Origin of the sequence: Pontibacter lucknowensis (genome assembly GCF_900156415.1) — a bacterium.
In the GTDB taxonomy this organism is placed as follows: Bacteria; Bacteroidota; Bacteroidia; order Cytophagales; family Hymenobacteraceae; genus Pontibacter; species Pontibacter lucknowensis.
In genome coordinates, this window is record NZ_FTNM01000002.1 from 609,176 (window position 1) to 627,660 (window position 18,485).

Annotated in this window: 15 protein-coding genes; 9 read left to right on the forward strand and 6 right to left on the reverse strand. The window is 48.9% G+C overall.

The window, feature by feature from the left end:
• Nucleotides 1-36: 36 nt before the first annotated feature.
• Genes gatB through alaS form a run of 3 tightly spaced genes read right to left on the reverse strand, consistent with a single transcriptional unit; the run spans nucleotide 37 to nucleotide 4,511 of the window.
• Complete coding sequence (gene gatB / locus BW972_RS08830; protein WP_200805471.1) at nucleotides 37-1,494, reverse strand: Asp-tRNA(Asn)/Glu-tRNA(Gln) amidotransferase subunit GatB; 1,458 nt, start codon at nucleotides 1,492-1,494, stop codon at nucleotides 37-39.
• Nucleotides 1,495-1,543: 49 nt separating this feature from the next.
• Entirely contained in the window at nucleotides 1,544-1,873 is a 330-nt protein-coding gene (locus BW972_RS08835; RefSeq protein WP_076421821.1) for a hypothetical protein, read from the reverse strand.
• A 4-nt stretch (nucleotides 1,874-1,877) separates the two neighbouring features.
• Nucleotides 1,878-4,511, reverse strand: a complete 2,634-nt coding sequence (alaS, locus tag BW972_RS08840) for an alanine--tRNA ligase (RefSeq protein WP_076421822.1) — start codon at nucleotides 4,509-4,511, stop codon at nucleotides 1,878-1,880.
• Between the two features lie 203 nt (nucleotides 4,512-4,714).
• On the opposite strand from alaS, the gene BW972_RS08845 reads away from it, so the two are divergent.
• From BW972_RS08845 to BW972_RS08865, 5 genes are all read left to right on the forward strand, one after another.
• A complete protein-coding gene (locus tag BW972_RS08845; protein ID WP_007652526.1) occupies nucleotides 4,715-5,062 on the forward strand; it encodes a MerR family transcriptional regulator in 348 nt (115 codons plus the stop codon).
• A gap of 18 nt (nucleotides 5,063-5,080) precedes the next feature.
• On the forward strand, nucleotides 5,081-6,202 hold the full coding sequence (dprA, locus tag BW972_RS08850) for a DNA-processing protein DprA (RefSeq protein ID WP_076421823.1): 1,122 nt from the start codon (nucleotides 5,081-5,083) through the stop codon (nucleotides 6,200-6,202).
• 197 nt (nucleotides 6,203-6,399) lie between these two features.
• Nucleotides 6,400-7,188 (forward strand): aminotransferase class IV, encoded by a 789-nt coding sequence (locus BW972_RS08855; RefSeq protein ID WP_143731973.1) that lies wholly within the window; start codon nucleotides 6,400-6,402, stop codon nucleotides 7,186-7,188.
• Nucleotides 7,189-7,243: 55 nt separating this feature from the next.
• Nucleotides 7,244-8,311 (forward strand): oxidoreductase, encoded by a 1,068-nt coding sequence (locus tag BW972_RS08860; protein WP_076421825.1) that lies wholly within the window; start codon nucleotides 7,244-7,246, stop codon nucleotides 8,309-8,311.
• A gap of 85 nt (nucleotides 8,312-8,396) precedes the next feature.
• A complete protein-coding gene (locus BW972_RS08865) occupies nucleotides 8,397-9,113 on the forward strand; it encodes a 3-ketoacyl-ACP reductase (protein WP_076421826.1) in 717 nt (238 codons plus the stop codon).
• 60 nt (nucleotides 9,114-9,173) lie between these two features.
• On the opposite strand, the gene BW972_RS08870 is transcribed toward BW972_RS08865, so the two are convergent.
• Entirely contained in the window at nucleotides 9,174-9,968 is a 795-nt protein-coding gene (locus BW972_RS08870) for a thymidylate synthase (protein WP_007652536.1), read from the reverse strand.
• Between the two features lie 217 nt (nucleotides 9,969-10,185).
• Here BW972_RS08870 and BW972_RS08875 point away from each other — a divergent pair, with 217 nt between their 5' ends.
• On the forward strand, nucleotides 10,186-12,180 hold the full coding sequence (locus BW972_RS08875) for a monovalent cation:proton antiporter family protein (protein ID WP_076421827.1): 1,995 nt from the start codon (nucleotides 10,186-10,188) through the stop codon (nucleotides 12,178-12,180).
• A 206-nt stretch (nucleotides 12,181-12,386) separates the two neighbouring features.
• Here the strand turns inward: BW972_RS08875 and BW972_RS08880 are convergent, their stop codons facing one another.
• On the reverse strand, nucleotides 12,387-12,986 hold the full coding sequence (locus tag BW972_RS08880; protein WP_076421828.1) for a DUF4136 domain-containing protein: 600 nt from the start codon (nucleotides 12,984-12,986) through the stop codon (nucleotides 12,387-12,389).
• 237 nt (nucleotides 12,987-13,223) lie between these two features.
• Here BW972_RS08880 and BW972_RS08885 point away from each other — a divergent pair, with 237 nt between their 5' ends.
• The 3 genes from BW972_RS08885 (at nucleotide 13,224) to BW972_RS08895 (ending at nucleotide 17,235) form a co-directional block, all read left to right on the forward strand.
• Complete coding sequence (locus BW972_RS08885; RefSeq protein WP_076421829.1) at nucleotides 13,224-14,513, forward strand: acetyl-CoA hydrolase/transferase family protein; 1,290 nt, start codon at nucleotides 13,224-13,226, stop codon at nucleotides 14,511-14,513.
• Between the two features lie 60 nt (nucleotides 14,514-14,573).
• A complete protein-coding gene (locus tag BW972_RS08890) occupies nucleotides 14,574-15,419 on the forward strand; it encodes a DUF1206 domain-containing protein (RefSeq protein ID WP_076422123.1) in 846 nt (281 codons plus the stop codon).
• A 457-nt stretch (nucleotides 15,420-15,876) separates the two neighbouring features.
• Nucleotides 15,877-17,235, forward strand: coding sequence for a sigma-54-dependent transcriptional regulator (locus tag BW972_RS08895; RefSeq protein ID WP_076421830.1), 1,359 nt, complete (start codon nucleotides 15,877-15,879; stop codon nucleotides 17,233-17,235).
• A 62-nt stretch (nucleotides 17,236-17,297) separates the two neighbouring features.
• On the opposite strand, the gene BW972_RS08900 is transcribed toward BW972_RS08895, so the two are convergent.
• Nucleotides 17,298-18,395 carry a sensor histidine kinase gene (locus BW972_RS08900; RefSeq protein ID WP_076421831.1) on the reverse strand — a complete coding sequence of 366 codons (1,098 nt, stop codon included), beginning with the start codon at nucleotides 18,393-18,395 and terminating at the stop codon, nucleotides 17,298-17,300.
• Nucleotides 18,396-18,485: the final 90 nt, after the last annotated feature.

Genomic DNA, 18,485 nt, shown 5'->3' on the forward strand with positions numbered 1-18,485 from the left:
AATATATCAAGGCCTGGTGTTTCGCGACACGTAATATTATGCATTTAATCCCTCTTGCAGCAATTGGTTGGCCACTTTTGGGTCAGCTTTGCCTTTGGTTTTCTTCATGATCTCTCCCATGAACATACCTACCAGTGATTTCTTACCAGCCTTATACTCCTCCACTTTCTGGGGATTAGCGGCAAGCACCTCTGAAACAATCGCCTTAAGGGAATCAGTATCAGATTCCTGCAGCAGATTCTGCTCCTCGGCCACCTGGTGCGCAGGTATACCTGGGTTCTCCAGCATGTATGGGAATATTTTCTTGGCGGCTACTGAGTGGCTCACCTTGTTCTCATCTACCAGTGCGATGATCTCGGCAATGCTGTACGGCTGCAGCGGGAAGTCCTTGATGTGCAGCTGCAACTCGTTTAGGTATGACTTCACCGGACCGGTTACCCAGTTGGCCGCGCCTTTGTAGTTCTTGGTGTGCTTGCAAAGCTCATCGTAGTATAAGGCTATTTCCTTCGCATCTGTCAAAACACCGGCGTCATACTCCGACAGGCCAAATTCCTCTGTAAAGCGCTTGTACAACTCCTGCGGCAGACTTGGCATGGTCTCCTTGATACGCTCCAACCACTCCTGCTCGATCACCAAAGGTGGCAGGTCCGGCTCAGGGAAGTAACGATAGTCATTAAGCGTTTCCTTTGAACGCATGGCCGTAGTTGAGCCCGTGTTAGCGTCGAAGTTGCGGGTTTCAGAATCAATCTTTCCGCCGTTCTCAATGACCATGATCTGGCGCTCAATTTCGTGCTCGATGGCACGCTGCACGTTGCGGAATGAGTTCATGTTCTTCACCTCTACCTTGGTACCCCAAAGCGGTGAATCTTTCAGCATCACCGAAATGTTGGCATCGCAACGGAGCGAGCCTTCTTCCATGTTGCCGTCGCAGATCTCGAGGTAGCGCACCAAACGACGAATCTCAGTCAGGTAGTTATAAGCTTCCTCGGAATCACGGATGTCCGGCTCTGATACAATTTCAATCAAAGGCACACCAGCACGGTTCAGGTCGATCAGCGTTTCAGTTTCGCCAGGCAGGTGCATGGATTTACCTGCATCTTCCTCCATGTGAATGCGCGTGATACCAATGCGCTTGTCATTGCCTGCGGCATCTTTCACATCCAGGTAGCCCGCTGTGCAAATAGGCGTCTTGTCCTGCGTGATTTGATAGCCTTTTGGAAGGTCTGGGTAGAAGTAGTTTTTACGGGCATAGATGTTGTAGCGGGTGATCTCGCAGTTTGTTGCCAGTCCCATCTTCACGGCCATCTCTACCACGGACTTATTGATGCGTGGCAAAGTACCTGGGTGCCCCAGTGTGATCACGCTCAGGTTCGTGTTTGGCAGCACGCCATATTCTGTAGAGTCAGACGAGTAGGCCTTACTCTCTGTCAATAGTTGGGCGTGTACTTCCAGACCGATAATCGCCTGGTATTTGTCTCTTATTGCTTTATCCATGATTCTTTATTGGAAAGCGATTTTTTATTTGTCTAAAACGGTATATCTACTAATTAGTAAATGGCTTGTTTCCGGTAACCGTCATAAAGATGATGTACAAAGCCAGACTATTTATCAATAGTAAGCCCAATAGGTATAGCCATTGCTGTTTCTTGTTTTGTTCTTGCTGCTGAAAGCTCTTTAAAATGTAGTACATCCCGATAGGAGCTATTAACAAACCGATAGCAGCAGGTCCAAAACCAACTATTTCTTTTGCTGGGCTTTTCAGTTGCATATACCTGGTCAGTAAGTTTAGCGGAACTGCTGAGCCCACTGCCCAAAGTATAAAGGTATAAAATGATTTAGCCTTCTCTAAATAGGGCGTTTCTATACCTGCCATTTACTTATTGCAACAGTCCTTTCACTAATTCCTGCGCTTTCGCAGGCACAGCCTGCAAACCAGCAACTTCCTTGCCGCCAGCCGTCGCATAGAAAGGCTGTCCACCGCCGCCGCCTTTGATCTCTTTGGCAAGCTCACGTACCATCTGGCTGGCGTTCAATTTACGGTCCGAAACCAGGTTGTCTGACAGCATTACCGCGATCTGTGGCTTGCCGTCAATCTCTGCGGCTAACACCAATACCAGATTCTCAACCGCCTGGCGCATGTCGAAAGCCAGTTTTTTCAGGTAGTCAGCTGTGCTTACGTCAACTTTCTCGGCAACAAAGTTTACCCCGTCGATGGACTGCGCTTTCTGCACCAGACTTTCTTTCAGACTGGTCAGCTGCTTCAGTTCAAATTGCTCGAGTTGCTTCTGCAGGACTTTATTGTCTTCCTGCAGTTTCTGAACGGCTCCAGATATGTTGCTATGCGTACCGAGTACTTCGCGCACGGCATTCAGCTCGTTCAGCTGTTGCTGCATATACTCTTCTGCAGAGCTAGCTGTAGTGGCTTCGATACGACGCACACCAGCAGCCACTGAGCTTTCAGAAATAATTTTGAAGTAGCCAATTTCGCCAGTATTGTAAACGTGCGTACCTCCGCAAAGCTCCACCGAGTGGTTGCGGTCGAAAGCAATCACACGTACAAACTCGCCGTACTTTTCACCAAACAGCGCCATGGCACCCATTTCTTTTGCTTCGGCGATCGGGATGTTGCGCTGCTCTTCCAACGGAATCGCCTGGCGCACACGCTGGTTCACGATGTTTTCTACCTCACGCAGCTCTTCGTCTGTTACTTTAGAGAAATGCGAAAAGTCAAAACGCAGTATTTTTTCGTTTACTAAAGAGCCTTTTTGCTGTACGTGGTCCCCTAAAACTTTACGTAAGGCAGCATGCAGTAAGTGCGTAGCCGAGTGGTTCTTACGTATCAGGTTGCGACGCTCAAAATCCACCTCGCTTCTGAAAGTGGCATCCACTTGCTGCGGCAATTTAGCTGTGATGTGCAGTATTAGGTCGTTCTCCTTTTTAGTGTCCAGCACCTCGATTTGCTCTGAATCAGAAATCAGGTAACCTGTGTCGCCTACCTGTCCACCGCTCTCTGCATAGAAAGGTGTGCGGTCGAGTACAATGTGGTACTCACTCTTATTTTTAGTCTTTACCTGACGGTAGCGAACGATATGAGAGTCCGCCACGTCATGCTCGTAGCCCAGAAATTCCGTCTCCACATCTGGCTGGATGATTACCCAGTCGCTTTGCTCGGAAGCAGAGGCGTTGCGGGAACGGTTTTTCTGCTGCTCCATCTCCACACCAAAACCAGCCTCGTCCACCTTCAGGCCTTTTTCACGGGCTATCAGGGCAGTCAGGTCTAGGGGAAAACCGAAGGTGTCATATAGTTCGAAGGCGGTTTTGCCGTCGATAGTATTGTTGTTTTCTTTGAACTTAGCTTCCAAAGCATCAAGACGCTTCAAACCGTTTTCCAAAGTGCGCAGGAAAGCGTTCTCTTCTTCCTCAATCACGCGCTGCACGAATGACAGCTGTGCTTTCAGTTCCGGGAATACGTTCTCCATCTGGTCGGCCAGTACGGCTGCCAATTTGTATAGGAAAGGCTTTTTAAAATCCAGGAAAGTGAAGCCATACCGAACGGCACGACGCAGAATGCGACGAATCACGTAACCCGCCTTGTTGTTCGACGGCAATTGACCGTCGGCAATGGTAAAGGCAATGGCACGGATGTGGTCGGACATCACACGGATGGCTATGTCTGTTTTCTCGTTTTCGCCATAAACTACACCCGCTTCCTTAGCAATGTATTGAATCAGCGGCTGGAACACGTCGGTGTCGTAGTTAGAGCGCTTGCCCTGGATAGCCATACATAAACGCTCGAAGCCCATACCTGTATCCACGTGCTGCGCAGGCAGTTTTACCAGTGAGCCATCAGCCAGACGATTGAACTCCATGAATACGTTGTTCCAGATCTCCACCACTTGCGGATGGTCGGCATTTACGAGTGTTTTGCCGTCCACCTGCGCTCGCTCTTCGTCGGTACGCAAGTCCACGTGTATCTCCGAACACGGACCGCAGGGACCTGTGTCGCCCATTTCCCAGAAGTTGTCCTTCTTGTTGCCCATCAGGATGCGGTCTTCCGCAATCATAGACTTCCAGATGTCAAATGCTTCCTGGTCCATCGGCAGGTTCTCGGAGTCATCGCCCTGGAACACCGACACATACAGCCTGTCTTTTGGAAGTTGGTATACCTCTGTGAGCAGCTCCCAGGACCAGGCCAAGGCTTCTTTCTTGAAATAGTCTCCGAATGACCAGTTGCCCAGCATTTCGAACATGGTATGGTGATAGGTGTCGTAACCTACTTCCTCGAGGTCGTTGTGCTTGCCCGATACGCGCAGACACTTTTGGGTGTCAGCGATGCGCTTAGAGGGGGCTGGTTTATTGCCCAGGAAGTAATCTTTGAAGGGCGCCATACCTGAGTTGATAAACATCAGGGTGGGGTCGTCTTTTACTACAAGGGGGGCTGACAACACAATCTGGTGCTGTCGCTGCGCGAAGAAGTCAAGAAACTTTTGTCTAATCTCAGCTGAGTTCATCTATGATTATTAAGCCTTTAGATACAATGTGCTATACTTCTTGTTTAATAACAAAAAATATAGAATTTTTGCCTTATAGAAACAGCCCTTTCGGGCAATGCTTACACGGGCCAGCATTAGGGCAAAAGTAGCAATTTTAGCCGTAATTCAGTGTCCTATACCCGAAAATTAGTGCTGTAGCCCTGTACCTTGAAACCGACACTATGCCTTATAAAGAAAAAGAAATCGAAAAGCAGTACTACACCATCGGTGAGGTAGCTGCCCTATTTGACGTTGCCCCCTCGCTTATCCGCTTCTGGGAGACTGAGTTTGACCAGCTTAAGCCCAAGAAGAACAAGAAAGGTAACCGCCAATATACCGCTAAAGACATTGAAGAACTACGTTCAGTTTACCATCTGGTGAAAGAGCGTGGCTTTACGATACAAGGCGCTAAGGAAGTGCTGAAGAATAAATCGGTGCAGACAAAGGACAAGATCGAGATCATTAATTCGCTTGAGAAAGTGCGTTCTTTCTTAGTGGGAATCAAGGAACAGCTGAACACCAAAAGCTAAGCCTGCGTACCTTGGTGCATGTCACAGGAAGCTCAATTTGAAGTTGCCCTTTCGTTTTTGCCTTACGTCGGCGACCAGCTGACGAAGGTGCTGGTGAGCTATTGCGGCTCTGCCAAAGCTGTATTTGATACGCCTGTTGCCAAGCTGATGAAGGTGCCGGGCGTGGGCGAACGTGTAGCGAAAAGTATTCGTGACAATGGCCGCCATGCTTTACTGGAGGCGGATGAAGTGCTGAAAAAAGCAGCTGACAGAAGTGTTCAGCTCCTCTTCTATACCTCGCCACATTATCCCAATCGGCTCAAGCAATTACCTGACGCGCCTCCCCTTCTCTACTTCAGAGGAAATACTGACTTAAACCATCGCCGTATCATCAGTATAGTAGGCACCCGTAAACCAACCAGTTACGGGCAGTCGGTAACTGAGCGGATAGTTGAAGAGCTGAAACCTTACAATGTGACGATCGTCAGTGGTCTGGCCTACGGCATCGATATTGCCGCGCACAGGGCTGCGCTGCAGGCAGGCTTGCCAACGATTGGCGTCATGGCCTCCGGACCTGATACAATCTACCCCGGGGTACATAAAAAGTATGCCGAGAAGATGTTGGAGCAAGGTGGCGTGATTACCGAGAACACGTTTGGCACCAAGCCTGACGCCCCCCGCTTCCCGGCCCGCAACCGCATTATCGCCGGTATGTCCGACTGCACCATCGTGATCGAGGCAGCTTTCAAAAGCGGTACCCTGATCACCGCCGACATAGCCCACAGCTACGACAAGGAGGTAATGGCCGTGCCGGGTAACATTAATTCCCCGATGTCAGAGGGTACGAACTGGCTGATCAAGTCACACAAAGCAGCTGTGCTCACCTCCACACAAGACCTGATCGAGTTGCTCAACTGGGATGTGGAAGACAAACTGGCCTCTAAACGAGCCGCCGCTATACCTACGCTTGATCCGGCTGACTTTACTCCTGAGGAGATGCAGGTGCTGCAAGTGCTGATTCAATCCGGCGAAGAGCAAATGGATAATTTAGGTTGGAAGTCGCAAGTGCCTGTCAACCAACTGGCGTCGGTCTTGTTATCACTTGAATTTAAAGGAATGGTAAAAGCGATGCCAGGAAAACGATTTGCGCTGATTCGTTGACGATTGTTAATGCCAACGATTTAAACTAATTGTCATCTTGTAAAGATCTTGGTGGCGACTAGCAAATGCTATAGTTATTTGCTGCCAGTATTCCTTCTGAATGATAAATGGTTTGACAAACATCCTGAACTCCTGAAATCTTAAACTCTCTAATTCCCTTGCTTCTCTACAACAATCAATTCCTTCCAGTGCAAGACTTGAAACTCCCCATCCATAACCGGGCTTTTCAGTACAATGACGGTTTCTTTGAAACGGTCATGGTCGTGGACGGTAATTTGCGATTTTGGCGGGACCATCAGGCTCGTATGCGGGAAGCCGCTGAGGCGTTACAACTAGCTATACCTGACTGTTTCTGGAGTGGCGAACTTGAAGAGAATCTATTGTATCTCGCAAGACAGCATAACTCTTTTAAGATAGGGCGTTTGAAGTTAAAAGTCTGGCGGTCAGGAGGTGGTTTGTATACCCCGCAGACAAATGAGATCGAATGGCTGGCGACTGCAGAGCCAACGCAAGCCATACCTGAAGCAGGTCTAACAATCGGTATTTGCCAGGGCGTACGTACCTGCTACTCCTCCCTCTCCCATTTCAAAGGCCCGCATGCACCGCTTTATGTGCTGGCAGGTATAGAAAAACGAAATAAAGGTTTTGATGACATGCTGCTGTTGGATGCGCAGGGGCATTTGGCGGAATTGATTTCTTCAAACCTGTTCTGGCTGAACGATAAAGGTGATTTGTATACACCCGCCCTGGAAACGGGCTGTGTGAACGGAATTCTGCGTAGAAACATTCTGCGTTGGAGTCAGCAGCAAGGTATAGCGGTACGGGAAGTACTGGCCAAACCGGAAGAGTTGCTGCAAGCAGAAGCTGTATTTGCAGCGAATGTGACAGGTATACGAGGTATAGAATACCTGGATGAGAACAGCTTGAAAGTAAACAGTGAATGGCTGCAAAGCTTTAAAAATGGTCTGGTGCTATCAGTTGGGTGATGTAAATAGTATACTTCATCTAGTAGTTCATTAAATCAGCGCGTAACACTCTCTTATGACAAATAAACCAATACATATCGGCCTCCTGGGCTTTGGAATGGCCGGGCGGGTTTTTCATGCGCCCATTATATCGGTTGTAGAAGGTATAAAGCTCAGGAAAATAAAAGCAAACCGTCCCGAAAGCATTGCCCTGGCCAACAGGCTTTACCCTGATGCTGAAGTTGTACCTGAAACAGGTAGTGTCCTGGAGGATGAAACTGTTGATCTGGTGATCGTCGCTACCACCAACGACACACATTACAACCTGGCCAAAGCAGCATTAGAGGCCGGTAAGCATGTAGTGGTTGAGAAGCCTTTTACTGTTACATCGGAGGAGGCGAGTGAGCTGATTGAACTGGCACAACAAAAAGGAAAATTGCTGACCGTTTACCAGAATCGTCGCTGGGACAGTGATTTCAAAACAGTAAAAAAACTAATTGATGGCCAGTTGCTGGGGCGACTGGTGGAGTACGAAGCACACTTTGATCGCTTCCGGCCTATACCTGCTTCCGAGACCTGGAAAGAAGAAGAGAAACCGGGTACAGGTATTTTGTATGACCTAGGATCACACCTGATCGATCAGGCACTGGTGCTGTTTGGTTTGCCTGAGGCACTCTACGCCGACCTGCGGACTCAGCGCAGTGGCGGGCAAATAATTGATAGTTTCGACCTGACACTCTATTATGCCAATGGCTTGAAAGCTATACTTAAAGCAGGTATGTTGGTAAAGCAGCCTGGGCCTCGCTTTATCCTTTCGGGAGACAAAGGTTCTTTTGTGAAGCATGGCCTGGATGTTCAGGAAGCAGCATTAAAGGCGGGGCTCGCTCCTGCCGGTACAGACTGGGGAGCTGAGCCTGAAGAGATCTGGGGAAGACTGGACACTGAACTCAAAGGGCAGCACCTTGTCGGGAAAATCCAGAGTGAACAGGGTGACTATCGCGGCTACTACGAAAATGTACGGGATGCTATCCTGGGTATAGCAGAACTGGAGGTGAAGCCTGAGCAGGCGTTGAATACTATCCGGGTGGTTGAACTGGCCATGCAAAGCAGCTCCGAAAAGCGCATGCTCCCCTTCAAGCGATAGCTTATCTTAAGCAATCGGGTATAGCATATGAACCTTTACCGTATTCTGTAGTATATTTGTAGCTACAAACATTAAGGCTTACAACATGGAATCATTAAAAGGGAAAAGCGCCCTGATCACAGGCGCTGGTAAAGGTATAGGTCGGGCAATTGCGATTGCGCTTGCTCAGGAAGGTGTAAACGTGGGCTTGCTAGCACGCACTACTACTCAATTAGAAGAAGTGGCAGCAGAAGTGAAGAAGCCAGGTGTTAAAGCTTCCGTTGCTACTGCCGACGTGACCGATATAAACTCAGTAAACGAAGCGGTGAAGGCGATTGGTGCTGAACTTGGCCCGATCGATATCCTGATCAACAATGCGGGTACGGCTAAGTTTGGCAAGTTCCTGGAGCTGGACCCGGCTGACTGGGAGAACATTATCCGTGTGAACCTGATGGGGGTTTATTACGTGACCCGAGCCGTGCTGCCGGAAATGATCGAGCGCCAGACTGGTGATATCATCAACATATCATCTACAGCCGGACAAAGAGGAGCCCCGGTTACAAGTGCCTACAGTGCCTCCAAGTTTGCAGTTATCGGTCTATCAGAGTCGCTGATGCAGGAAGTGCGCAAGCATAACATCCGGGTGAGTACCCTCACGCCAAGCACAGTGGCAACAGAGCTGGCTATCGAACTTAAGCTGACTGACGGTAACCCGGAGCGCGTGATGCAGCCCGAGGATTTTGCCGAACTGATCGTGGCGCAGCTGAAACTTAACCGCCGCGTGTTTATCAAAGAGGCCGGTATCTGGTCAACAAATCCATAATAATGAAGGCCCGAAGTTTAGCTTCGGGCCTTTTGCTTTATATCGCTACATGTTAACCTGTTATACCGCAACAGGTGCCTTTATGCCGGGGTGCGACACGTAGTTCTCCAGTTTGAAGTCCTCGAACTTAAAGTCGAAGATATCCTTTACATCCGGATTCAGGCGCATGGTCGGCAGTGGGTATGGCTCACGGGTAAGTTGCAACTGTGCCTGCTCCAGGTGGTTCAGGTATAGGTGCGTGTCGCCGCCTGTCCAGATGAACTCGCCCGGTTCCAGCCCTGTCACTTGCGCCATCATCAGCACCAGTAAAGCATAAGAGGCAATGTTAAACGGCACGCCCAGGAAAACATCGGCAGAGCGCTGGTACAGTTGGCAGCTCAGTTTGCCTTCTGCTACATAAAACTGATAGAAGGCGTGGCAAGGTGGTAGCTTCATGTTCTCAATCTCCGCCACGTTCCAGGCACTTACAATGATACGACGGGAATCCGGGTTGTTTTTCAACTGATTAACCACCTGCGTGATCTGATCGATATGGCGGCCGTCCGGTGTGGGCCAGCTGCGCCACTGCGATCCGTATACCGGACCCAGGTCGCCGTTTGCATCCGCCCATTCATCCCAGATTGTGACCCCATTTTCCTTTAAATAGGAAATGTTGGTATCCCCTTTCAGGAACCACAGCAATTCGTGGATGATCGACTTGAGGTGCACCTTTTTGGTTGTTACCAGCGGAAAGCCCTCCGCCAGATCAAAACGCATCTGGTAACCAAACACACTCAGCGTACCGGTGCCGGTACGGTCTTCTTTCTTCACCCCCTTGTCGAGGATATGCTGCATCAGGTCCAGGTACTGTTTCATAAGGTATAGCGCTGTTTTGTAGTTCCGAACCCTAAATATAGCGCAAAAATAATCCGGCAAAAAACCTGTCGCCTGTTTTATCAAAACATTTGCCCAATGCCACTCACCTTCCTTTTTTATGTCAAAATCCTTTTAATACTTCACTATATTGCTCCATCTTTCAACCCAAGCAGGGTGATACTCGAATAAGAAAGACCGCTGGGCAAATTAAAATCGAATGGAAATTCCTTTATTATCTGACGTCGTTATTATTCTGGGATTGGCCGTGGTGGTGATTCTGCTCTTTCAGCGCTTCAGGCTGCCGACAATCCTGGGTTTCCTGATGACGGGTGTGATTGCCGGACCACACGGCCTCAACCTGATTGCAGATGTACATGACATTGAGATTCTGGCCGAGATCGGTGTAATTCTGCTTCTCTTTATCATCGGGATGGAGTTTTCGCTACGCAACCTGGCCTTGATCAAGCGGACTGTCTTACTGGGAGGCGCTACCCAGGTCCTCGTTACGATTTTGCTTGTTGGCCTCGTTCTGATGATGTTCAATTTCACAGCAGCCGAAGGTTTCTTTGTCGGTTTCCTGTTTGCACTTAGCAGTACTGCCATCGTACTTAAACTATTGCAGGACAAAGGCGAGATCAACAGTCCACATGGAAAGGTGGTGCTGGGCATTCTCATCTTTCAGGATATTGTGGTCGTGCCCATGATGCTGGTGGCGCCTCTGATGGCGGGTGGCTCTGAGAACATCGTGGTTGAATTACTGCTTATGGTGCTTAAGGGCGCCTTTGTGATAGTGTTCGTTTTGATCAGTGCCCGATACCTGGTACCCAAGCTGCTGTTTGTCGTGGCCCAAACCAAGAGCAAGGAGCTTTTCATCCTCAGCATTGTGGTGATTTGTTTTGCGGTGGCCTGGCTGACGCAGAGTCTTGGCTTGTCGCTGGCGCTGGGGGCGTTTATGGCAGGTTTGATTATATCAGAGTCGGAGTATAGCCACCAGGCCACAAGTAACATTCTTCCTTTCCGGGAAATCTTCACCAGTTTCTTTTTCGTGTCGATCGGTATGCTGCTCGACTTTGCATTCATGCTGCAACACCTGCCGCTGATCCTGCTGCTGACTGTCTGCACCTTTATACTGAAAGGTGTAATCGCAGCTATGGCCGCCCGAATATTACAGTACCCGTTGCGTACGTCCATACTGGTTGGTCTTTCGCTTTTTCAGGTGGGTGAGTTTGCGTTTATTCTCTCCAAAACAGGTATAAACAGTGGTCTGCTCTCTCAGGAGGTATACCAGTATTTCCTCTCTGTTTCGCTGCTGACTATGGCGATCACCCCTTTTGTGATCGGTTCTTTTCACACTATTGCCAATAAGCTGAGTACCCGCTGGGTACCTGTCAATAACCAGATACCCAATGCTCCAGTCAATGCCGATGCGTCAGATGATATGCACCATCTGGAAGACCACATTGTGATCATCGGGTATGGGATAAACGGACGCAATGTGGCCAAAGCGGCACGCCATGCCAGCATACCTTACGTGATTGTGGAGCTTAATGCTGTAACTGTAAAAGAAGAACGCCTGCGGGGGGAGCCCATACTCTACGGTGACGCCGTGCACGGTGTCATCTTATCGCATATCAATATACACAAGGCCCGTGTGGTGGTGATCGCAATATCCGACCCTGAAGCGACTAAACGAATTATTTCCAGCATCAGAGAAGTGAGCGACAAAGTGCATATCATTGTCAGAACCCGCTTCGTGCAGGAGATGGAGGAGAACTTCCGGCTGGGAGCCGATGAGGTGATACCTGAGGAGTTTGAAACTTCTATCGAGATTTTTACCCGCGTGCTTTCCAAATACCTGATGCCACGTGATGAGATTGCCAACTTTACTTACAGCATCCGGGCCGATAATTATGATATGCTGCGCAGCCTGACAGGCAGCAAAACCAATGCGGGAAATATATCAACTGACCTGCCAGATATTGAAGTAGCCAGTCTGCGGATCTATACCAAGGAAGACTCGCTGGTAGGTAAAACCCTTATTGATGCCGATGTGCGCAATCGCTTTGGAATCACGGTGGTAGGTATAAAGCGGGATGGCGATACGTTACTGGAGATCAATGCCCATACAAAACTGAAACGCGGAGACGTGGTCTATGTGGTAGGCAAGCCGTCTGATGTGATGCGATTCAATAATTTCGTACGGGCTGATTAAGTCTGAAAAAGAAAACCCCGCTCTCTGGTATGGGGCCGTTAAGTTCTAGCAAGTTCTCCCCTTGAGGGGGGCGCAGAGGCTGCGGATGCATCGTAGTTAAGTTTGCTAATGGCAATTCAGCACCGAATTTACACTCCTATAATTTCCTCACGGGGACAATTACGGGCATAACTGAACAGCCTTACGCTCGCTGGCGTGGTCTCATATTAAGGCTGCACAGCAGTAGGCAGTCGCTTGACAATTTCCTGCACCAGACTTCTCACTTTGCCGTAGCTTGCATCAAAATTTTTCACGGCGCCTTCCGTCCAGCCCCGCCAGAGCAGTTGTTTCGATTTCGGGTCGATCACATCAACAATCAGCGTGCCCTGCTTAAAGAGATCTACAGCGCGGTAGCCGGGCAGCTCTGCATTGCCATAGCTATACCTGTAGCCAGACATATAGGCATAGCTGTACCCAAATCCAGGGCCATACAGTTCCGGCTTGTCCATCGCATCCGGTACCGATACACTCACATCATAAGCTACTAACATATCCGGATTCACAGTGGTTTTGGTATAGCCCTTACGCTGCAGTTCTTCCTCTACCGACTGCAGCAGGTGCTTGTGCAGATCCGCATCAAAGCCCTGTCCATAAGTCAGCTGAGCAGACGGTGTGGGTTGGTACCAGGCATAGGTGCTTTTTTTACTTAATACGCCTTCTGATGAACTGATCGTGCTGGTGTTGTCAATGCCGGAAGTGGCCACGCAGGAACTGAAAAAGAGCGCGCACAGAAAGAGATATAATGCTGAGTTCAGTTTATTTTTCATGCTTTTCATAGTAGATGCTGGTGTCTGGAGGGCAAAGGCAGCAGGCTCTTCTCCTCCCCTCCTTACGCAAGCTCATTTTTAAGGGTGACAATTATCATCGCTTGCTTTCAAATTTATATATTCTTTTGCGAATAAATAAATATGCCGGCACGAAATAAGAGGCATTTCAAACCGAGCATAAGACCAGCCGTAAGTTAAGCGATACGCTCAAGGCTTAAGATCAAAAATAAGGAACCCATGAATCAACCCCAATTGAAGTACACCTCAGCTGAAGAAGCACTTTCTGTTATCAAGTCAGGCGATCGCGTGTTTGTGCATGGCAGTGCAGCCACACCACAGTACCTGCTGCACAAACTGGCTGAGCGCGCAGATGAACTGCGTAACGTGGAGCTAGTGAGTATATCTACTTTTGGTGACATGCCCTGTGCCGAAGAGCGATGCAGCGATGCCTTCTACATAAACTCCCTGTTTGTGTCGGCCAATGTGCGGGAGGCTGTAAACAGTGGCCGCGGCGACTATGTACCAATCTTCCTGAGTGAGATTCCTAACCTGTTCCGCTCAGGTATTATGCCGCTGGATGTAGCCATCGTGCACGTGTCGCCACCCGACCGCCATGGTTTCTGCTCCCTGGGTGTTTCCGTTGACATCGCCCGCCAGGCTGTCATCAGTGCGCAGCATGTCATCGCGCAGGTAAACCCGCAAATGCCCCGTACCCATGGCGACGCCCTGATCAACATCCGCCGCTTCGACGCACTGGTGGAGGTGAACGAGCCGCTGCCGGAAGTCGACTATGGTCAGCGCATCACCCAGACGGAGGAGACCATCGGCCGTTACATTGCCGAACTGGTAGAAGACGGTGCCACCCTGCAAATGGGAATAGGCGCTATACCTGATGCTACGCTCAACAGCCTGACGAATCACAAAGGTCTGGGCATTCATACAGAGATGTTCTCCAATGGTATACTGCCGCTGGTAGAGCAGGGAATAATCACTAACGAATTCAAGAAGAAGCATCCGGGAAGAATTGCGACCGGCTTTATTGTCGGCAACCGCAAATTGTATGATTTTGTAGATGACAATCCACTGATCACCATGCTGAGCTCTGACTATGTGAATGATGTGACCGTCATTCGCTCTAATCCAAAAGTTACGGCCATTAACAGCGCGATTGAGATCGACCTGACCGGCCAAGTGGTTTCCGACTCCATTGGCACCTACCAGTTTTCAGGTATAGGCGGACAGATGGACTTTATCCGGGGAGCAGCCCTCTCCAAAGGCGGAAAGCCTATCATTGCACTGCCATCTGTCACCAATAAAGGAATTTCGCGGATCACGCCTTATATTAACCAGGGTGCCGGCGTAGTGACCACTCGTGCGCACGTGCATTATGTGGTGACAGAATATGGGGTTGCTTACCTTTATGGCAAGAACCTGCGTCAGCGGGCCAAAGCCTTGATCGGAATCGCGCATCCCGATCACCGTGCACGGCTTGAAGAAGAGGCTTTCAAGCGATTCAAAAACTTATAGTCAGGGTGATAAACTTTAGCTTTAAGTTTGCGTGTATGGGAAGGTTACTATACATACTTTATGGACATTTCAATCTCCCCTTCCCATATACCTTCCCCTCGTCCGGAGTGGGTCATACGATTTGCCCGCATCGGCCTGATCGCTAAAGGAATCGTGTACTGTCTCGTCGGTGCACTGGCTTTTATGGCGGCCTTCGAACTAGGCGGACAGACAGAACAGGGCGCCGGCAAGACCGGCGTGTTTCAGTTTATCCTGGAGCAGCCTTATGGGCAGGTGCTGCTTGCTATTGTGGTGGCGGGCATGCTCTGCTATACCCTGTGGCGACTTATACAGGCCATTCGCGACACGGAAGATAAGGGCAAGGATGCCAAAGGTATAGGCAAACGCATAGGCTATGCTTTCAGCGGATTAGTTTATGGGGCACTTGCCTTTACTGCAGCTCAGTTGCTGCTGGGCAACGGCGGCGGAAGCAATGGAACAGATTCACGGCAGACTCTTGCCCGCGAATTACTGGCGCAACCTTTTGGGCAGTGGTTACTGGGAGCTGTGGCTGTCGGCACGATGATTATGGGGCTTTACCAGTTTTACAGGGCCTATTCCGGCAAGTATATGAATAAAGTGCAATCGGAACAGCTGAAACCGGAGGTTCGCACCTCTCTCGTCCGTGCCGGTCTGGTGGGCTACATTGCCCGCGGAATTGTCTGGCTGATCATTGGGTACTTGTTGCTGCGGGCTGCCATTAAGGCTAATTTCCGTGAGGCTGGCAGCAGTTCGCAAGCTTTTCAGTTTCTGGAGGAGGCTTCGTATGGCTCTTACCTGTTGGGTGTTCTGGCCCTGGGACTTATCTGCTACGGCGTATTCATGTTTGTGCGGGCCAAGTGTGAGGTGATCAGCACAAAGGGATAGCCGGGTTTACTTAGGAACCTGCAGGAGGTCATGTTCCTGTAGCGCCATTTCCACACAGTCCCTGGCCTTGGTTTTGCACCATGATCATCAGGCCACAAATATAAAGATGAGCAGAAGAACGCATGTTTCGTAAACTCCCATAAAGCTGTTGTACTGGTTGATCAGTGAATCACGAAGGCTTATTGTGAGCTGCCTGGAATCATTCGTAAATGTTCTTGCCTGCATAGGTGCGCTTGTTTTAATTGAACAATACTCCAACCGGAGTTTAAATTTAAGCTGCACCAGACGAGGCAGTTATTACCTTATCATCTAAAGTACTGAACCATGGCTGATTATAATATTATTTTGAAATGTTAATCAGGTGGTACAGTTAAACCAAAATTGAACCGGATTCTGTTAACAGGGTATAACTTTTCAGTTATATTTGACTCAAATTTTGCAATTATCCCACTACCTGATGACAAACGGTTCTTTTAAGATATTTATACTAGATGACGATGTATGGTACAGCGAATTGCTGGAATACCACCTTTCGCTCAATCCAGACTACGAAATCCATAAATTTCACTCAGCAAATGAATGCCTTGCCAGTATGCACCTGCGCCCAAATGTGGTGACGCTGGACTACTCGCTGCCTGACAAAAATGGATCAGAGGTACTCAGACGCATAAAAGAGCAAAACCCGGATGTGCAGGTTGTGGTGATTTCGGGTCAGGAAGATGTGGCCACAGCTGTGGACCTGCTCAAGCTGGGTGCCTACGACTACATTGTAAAAGACGAAGACACGCCAGAACGCCTTTGGAACACGATCAATAAGATCCGGGAAAATGTGTCGCTGCGTGAAGAGATTGACCACCTGAAAGAAGAGATTGGCCAGAAATACGATTTCGGCAAAGTGATCATTGGCAACAGTGATGCTATTAAGAAGGTGTTTAACCTGATGGACAAAGCCTCTAAAACCAATATCACTGTGTCGGTGCATGGTGAGACGGGTACAGGTAAGGAGCTTGTTGCAAAGGCTATACACTATAACAGCACCCGCAAAAAAGCCCCCTATGTGGCAGTAAACGTAGCGGCTATACCTCGTGAACTGATCGAAAGTGAGCTGTTCGGCCACGAAAAGGGAGCCTTTACCGGCGCCGTGTCACGCCGTCTTGGTAAGTTTGAAGAAGCAAACAAAGGCACTATTTTTCTGGACGAGATTGGGGAACTTGACATTAGTTTGCAGGCCAAATTGCTGCGCGTGCTTCAGGAAAAGGAAATCACACGCGTAGGAGGAAATGCTGTCGTGCCGGTTGATGTCCGCATCATTGTAGCGACGCATAAAAACCTTGCTGAAGAAGTTAAGAAAGGACGTTTCAGAGAAGATTTGTATTACCGTTTGCTAGGTCTTCCGATTCAATTGCCGCCATTGCGTGAGCGGGGTAGCGACATACTGGTTCTGGCAAAATTCTTCATTGATGCCTTTGCCAAAGAGAATGGTCTTGGGCGTAAGCACTTGTCGCCAGATGCGCAGCAGAAACTTCTCTCCTATGCTTTCCCGGGTAACGTACGCGAACTGAAGGCGCTGGTGGAACTGGCTGTCGTACTGGCTGACGAAGACACCATACAGGAGCAGGACATTAACTTCTCTGCCAGCCATACCGATAAGGACTTTCTGGCTGAAGAGCGTAGCCTCAAGGAATATACAACCGCCATCATTCAGCGATTCCTGGACAGGTATGACTACAATGTGCTACTGGTAGCTGATAAGCTGGACATTGGGAAGTCAACGATCTATCGGATGATACAGAGCAATGAACTTATCGTGAAGTAAGGTAAAGAAGTGGTCAAAAAGCAACCTTTTGAGGGTGCTGCTTTCCAAAAATCATATCTGGTTTAGTGCGTAGGTAACGTTATCGTGAAGATAGTTCCTTTGTCTACTTCACTTTCAACGCTGATATGACCGCCCATTAGCCTGATCTGTTGGTTCACGATGTAGAGTCCCAGTCCGTTTCCTTCTGCTACTTTTGGAGCAAACCGGCGATGCATCTGAAACAGTTCCTTGCCTATGTTAGTGAGATCCATGCCAATGCCATTGTCTTTTACAATGATAGTAATCACCGCGTCGTGCAAAAAAGCTTTCACGCTTAGCATAGTGGGGCGATCCAGGCTGCGGTACTTCAGGGCATTGGAGATCAGATTTCGAATGATGCTGTTGAAATAAGCCTTGATAGTATGAATCTGGAGGTTGTCCGCTATTTCCAGATCTACACTTGCATTGGCCTGACGGATTTCTTCCTGAAAGAAATTGACGATACGCTTGATGGTTTTGTTGACGTCCACCTCCTCCTTGCTTTCCTTACCCGTCGACTGCAGTGCAATCAGTTCATTAAGATCGCGCAACATTACGTCAACTGACTCGACAGTGTGCAGTAAATAGCGCTTTACCTGCTTTTCTTTACTCTCTGGCAGGTTGCCTTGCAGGAGCCGTGCAAAACCCAGGGCATTGGCGACCGGCTTTCGCATGTCATGGGCCAGTATTTTACGAAATATCTCCAGTTCGTCGTTGTGTTCTTTCAGGAGAGCTGTGTATTTCTCTAGCTCTATCTCCTTCTGCTTCTTTTCTGTAATGTCTTTAGCGATGCCAAAGATGGCTAGAATGCGCGTGTCGTTTTTGAGCGGAAAGTTTGTGACGTCCAGGTATTTGATGCCGTTTTCCGTTACAATAGAAGTTTCGTAGCGTTGCGGCTTGTCTTCCTTTGAATCCTGGAAACGTTCCTGCGTAAAGGCCTTCATGCTTTCTTCGATGAGTGGCTCAAAACTTTGCCCGATCAACTCCTCCCGATCATACCCCGTGATGCGACATACCTCCTCATTCACCATCATGAATTTCCCCTCCAGATCCAGCAGGAAGATGGCATCCGGGTGGTTAAGAAAGAGCGTCTGGTTAAGTTTTTCGAACTGATACAGTTCAAATTCTTTGTTTATATCCATTGGTAAAGGGATACCTGGTGTAGTCACATGGGCTCGTTTTTTAATGTACGGCTGCTATCATGAATCGACGTGTTTTGCATGCTTATCTCA

Coding starts and splice junctions, on each gene's coding strand:
- gatB (WP_200805471.1), bottom strand. CDS start 1,494: ATGGATAAAGCAATAAGAGACAAATACCAGGCGATTATCGGTCTGGAA.
- BW972_RS08835 (WP_076421821.1), bottom strand. CDS start 1,873: ATGGCAGGTATAGAAACGCCCTATTTAGAGAAGGCTAAATCATTTTAT.
- alaS (WP_076421822.1), bottom strand. CDS start 4,511: ATGAACTCAGCTGAGATTAGACAAAAGTTTCTTGACTTCTTCGCGCAG.
- BW972_RS08845 (WP_007652526.1), top strand. CDS start 4,715: ATGCCTTATAAAGAAAAAGAAATCGAAAAGCAGTACTACACCATCGGT.
- dprA (WP_076421823.1), top strand. CDS start 5,081: ATGTCACAGGAAGCTCAATTTGAAGTTGCCCTTTCGTTTTTGCCTTAC.
- BW972_RS08860 (WP_076421825.1), top strand. CDS start 7,244: ATGACAAATAAACCAATACATATCGGCCTCCTGGGCTTTGGAATGGCC.
- BW972_RS08865 (WP_076421826.1), top strand. CDS start 8,397: ATGGAATCATTAAAAGGGAAAAGCGCCCTGATCACAGGCGCTGGTAAA.
- BW972_RS08870 (WP_007652536.1), bottom strand. CDS start 9,968: ATGAAACAGTACCTGGACCTGATGCAGCATATCCTCGACAAGGGGGTG.
- BW972_RS08875 (WP_076421827.1), top strand. CDS start 10,186: ATGGAAATTCCTTTATTATCTGACGTCGTTATTATTCTGGGATTGGCC.
- BW972_RS08880 (WP_076421828.1), bottom strand. CDS start 12,986: ATGAAAAATAAACTGAACTCAGCATTATATCTCTTTCTGTGCGCGCTC.
- BW972_RS08885 (WP_076421829.1), top strand. CDS start 13,224: ATGAATCAACCCCAATTGAAGTACACCTCAGCTGAAGAAGCACTTTCT.
- BW972_RS08890 (WP_076422123.1), top strand. CDS start 14,574: ATGGACATTTCAATCTCCCCTTCCCATATACCTTCCCCTCGTCCGGAG.
- BW972_RS08895 (WP_076421830.1), top strand. CDS start 15,877: ATGACAAACGGTTCTTTTAAGATATTTATACTAGATGACGATGTATGG.
- BW972_RS08900 (WP_076421831.1), bottom strand. CDS start 18,395: ATGGATATAAACAAAGAATTTGAACTGTATCAGTTCGAAAAACTTAAC.